The sequence below is a fragment of the Gammaproteobacteria bacterium genome (assembly GCA_013696315.1).
Taxonomy (GTDB): Bacteria; Pseudomonadota; Gammaproteobacteria; order JACCYU01; family JACCYU01; genus JACCYU01.
Genome location: JACCYU010000130.1, coordinates 1 through 3,467 on the forward strand (window position 1 = coordinate 1; position 3,467 = coordinate 3,467).

Annotated in this window: 2 protein-coding genes and 2 pseudogenes; all 4 read right to left on the reverse strand. The window is 58.0% G+C overall.

The window, feature by feature from the left end:
* Nucleotides 1–190: 190 nt before the first annotated feature.
* Nucleotides 191–1,276, reverse strand: a pseudogene (locus tag H0V34_07935) (IS630 family transposase).
* Between the two features lie 201 nt (nt 1,277–1,477).
* A complete protein-coding gene (locus H0V34_07940) occupies nt 1,478–2,233 on the reverse strand; it encodes a class I SAM-dependent methyltransferase (protein MBA2491623.1) in 756 nt (251 codons plus the stop codon).
* A gap of 152 nt (nt 2,234–2,385) precedes the next feature.
* Nucleotides 2,386–2,794, reverse strand: a pseudogene (locus H0V34_07945) (PIN domain-containing protein).
* Between the two features lie 5 nt (nt 2,795–2,799).
* Nucleotides 2,800–3,036, reverse strand: a complete 237-nt coding sequence (locus H0V34_07950; GenBank protein MBA2491624.1) for a hypothetical protein — start codon at nt 3,034–3,036, stop codon at nt 2,800–2,802.
* Between the last annotated feature and the right edge of the window lie 431 nt (nt 3,037–3,467).

A 3,467-nucleotide genomic window follows, 5' to 3' on the forward strand; every position in this document is an offset into this window, starting at 1 on the left:
ATAAGGATGTCCACGGCTATAAGTCCTCCAAGTTCATCAATCGCCTTTTCTATGCGCTCATGGATGTAAAAGGCGATGACGGTAATGCATGCAAGTGCCACGATTGCACCAAATATCAATATGGCCGGACCCTGACGCCCGCTTGTAGGAAGTTAGCTAAAAAGACTGAAATCAGTAACGACAGAGATCCCTAGTGTGGTGAGTTAGAGATTCGCAGACAAAATCGTTCGATGCTGGCGATGATGTCGTTGGCGGATTTGGTCCAGACGAAGGGCTTGGGGTCGGCGTTATTGAGGTCGAGGTAGTGACGGATGGCATCTTCCAGTTGGCGGGTTGAACGATGGGTTCCGCGACGAATCTGTTGCTCAGTCAGGGTGGCGAACCAGCGCTCGACCTGGTTGAGCCAAGCGGCCGAGGTCGGGGTGAAATGGACGTGAAAGCGCGGGTGACGCGCGAACCAGGCGCGCACGGTGGGCGTCTTATGCGTACCGTAGTTGTCCATTACCAGATGCACGTCCAGAGCGGCCGGGACTGAGGCCTCGATGGTGCGCAGGAACTTCAGAAACTCGCGGCCGCGGTGGCGCCTGCGCAACTGGCCGATCACCGCGCCGGTGGCGATATCCAGCGCGGCAAACAGCGTGGTCGTGCCATGGCGTTCGTAGTCGTGTGTGCGTCGCTCGGCGATCCCAGGAGCCAGCGGCAGGATCGGCTGGGTCCGGTCAAGCGCTTGAATCTGGCTCTTCTCATCGACGCACAACACCATTGCTTTCACCGGCGGATCGAGGTACAGCCCGACGATATCGCGGGTCTTCTCGACCAACAACGGGTCGCTGGAAAGCTTGAAGGTTGCCTGACGATGCGGCTGCAAGCCGAAGGCGCGCCAGATGCGCACAATCGCCGTTTGCGACAGCTTCGTCTCATGCGCCATGGCGCGCGTACTCCAGTGCGTCGCGCGGCTCGGCCGCTGTTCCAAGGTCTTGGTAATCACGGCCTCGACACGTGCGTCTTCAATCGTTCGTGGGGCGCCCGGTCGCGGCGCATCCAGCAGACCATCGAGCCGCGACTTGACGAAGCGGCCGCGCCATTTCGACACGGTCTGCGGGGTGACCGCAAGCGTGGTCGCCACGACCTGATTCTCGACCCCGACCGCACACTCCAGTACGATGCGCGAACGCAGTGCCAGCGCTTGCGCGGTCTTGCGCCGACGTGCCTATGCCTGTAGTTGTTCGCGTGCCGCATCGCTCAACACCAACTCCGCTTTCGGTCTGCCTGCCATTGCATACTCGCTGTCTCCAAAACATTCTGCCAGTGACCACCAAGGCGTAAAACAATTCAATGAACTTCTAACTCACTACACTAGCCATAGTTTTAGGTATGCGATCTTCTCTTTCGCGACGTCAAGCCTGGACATGGCAGTGCTACTAATTTATTCAACTGAAGTCTAACGCGACTCGACAACACCGACGCCCAACGCGCTTCAGCCGTTGTACGAGACGCCCAACCGCAGAAAAATTGGCCAGTGCACCTGGCGCTGCCGGTTGTCATCACCCCATGCATCGCGGAGCGCGAGCGAGAGATGAGCTTCGACCGGATCGACGGCCAGCCGTTGCCGGTAGCGCTGTACGGCGGACCACGTGCTGACGTAATTCAGAACCTGTTCGACGTTCCAGTTCCGTTCGATCGAGAAGGCGGGAGTGTCATGTATTTCCGTGAACGGGAACTCAAGAGATCGATAGCCGTCCTCCACCAGTCGGCGTTCGGGCGGCCAGTCGGTGCCGATGGTGTCGGCGTAAAATACTTGCAGCACGCGGTCTATGTCCGGACTCACCGACATCAGGTTGTAACACCACACGGCGATCAGGCCGCCGGCGCGCAGCACGCGCCGCGCTTCGGCATAGAAACGCTGCAGATCGAACCAGTGCAGCGCCTGCGCGACCGTGATCAGATCGACCGACGCGGGCTCGAGTCCGCTAACCTCGGCGGGTGTGACGCGGTAAGTAACGCGCGGATGAGGCGCGGCCTTGCCCATCTGCTCCGCGCTGGCATCGGTCGCCCACACCCGCGCGAAGTGATGCGCAAGCCCGTGCGCCGCCTGCCAGTTGCCGGTCGCCGCATCCCACGCCACCTCGCGCGCGTTAGCCTGGGCCGCAAGATAGTCGAACAGTGTCTCCGGGTAATCGGGCCGGTGGCCGGCGTAAGCCGCAGCGTATCGCGAGAAATGGTCCTTGAACATCGGCGGAAATCTCGGTCAAAGGCTGCATGCTTGCACTACGCATTAGCCGTGAGCAGAAAAACACCAGGCAGTCAATTGCCTATTCGCGTCGAAACCTGAACGCGACCCATAGATTGTTGTGGCGAAGGCCCGCGCGAGTAAACATTAAGTGCTCATGATTTCGACCAGCTATCGAAAAACTCCTCCGGCGACAGCGCGGCAACCGGCGAACGACTGAAATCGGCGATATTGCGAGTCACGATGACCTCGCAAGCAGTGATTTCAGCCGCGCTGGCGACTACCCGCGTCCTCGAAATCACGCATCTTGAGGCTTCGCGCGCGGACGGGCGTAGCCCGGTCCACGGGCGCAATGTCAAAGCGATCGATCAACCAGTCCACCAGACTGTTCGCGCGCGCTTTGTTCATGTGCCGTGCCACAAGGTAATACAGCGTAGTAACACCATGGGCAGGAATTACACCGATAATGTCGCCGGTCAGCGCATTGCTAAGGACAGCCGCGGAAGAGGTATAGTGAGGCTTTCGTTCTTGTAATACATCCAGGAACACGTTGAGATCGAACAGCGCTCTCACCGATGCTTTTCGTCGAGATGCTGATTATATTCACCCCTGGCATCGATATTGGAGGGAATGCTCCCAGCGAGCTTCGCGATCTCCGGATGAATAGCATTTTTGCTAGATGCCTGGAGCCGCGTAAAATAACGGTGAATAACCTCTGTCACGGTCATGCCATGACGTTTTGCGAATTCCTTTACGAACCGGATCTCATCCGCGGGTAGTCGCACCGTAAGTTTGTTGGTTTCCACAATTATCACCTTCGAATTTTTCTTGCAGCGGTACGGCCAAGTTATCACCGGCGTTCGGCTCAGGCAATAAAAGCAGCTCTCTAAACCCTTCCGGCGCTCTTAGTGAGATAAAGTTTCTAGAAATGCCTGAGATAGCGAAGATTCTTCAGTCGATGAGCCCGTTCCTTCGACGAGCTCAGTCAGGCTCGGAGCATTGCCGGAGGGCTCCCTCGTAACGACAGCAGCATGGATTGATGCGTTGGCCTACGCGCGCTCTATATAAGATAGACTGCTCATTTGTCACTACCATATAAATTCTTAGCCTCCAGCCTAGACGCTCGTGCAATCCGTCCTCATGGTCTGCACCGGAAACATCTGCCGCAGCCCCCATGGCGGAGGGACTGCTGCGTCACCGGCTTGCCGTGGATTCCCCGACGACGGTGACTTCGGCT

Excerpts from the sequence above, each read along its gene's own strand:
- H0V34_07940 (MBA2491623.1), bottom strand. The coding sequence starts at position 2,233 with ATGTTCAAGGACCATTTCTCGCGATACGCTGCGGCTTACGCCGGCCAC.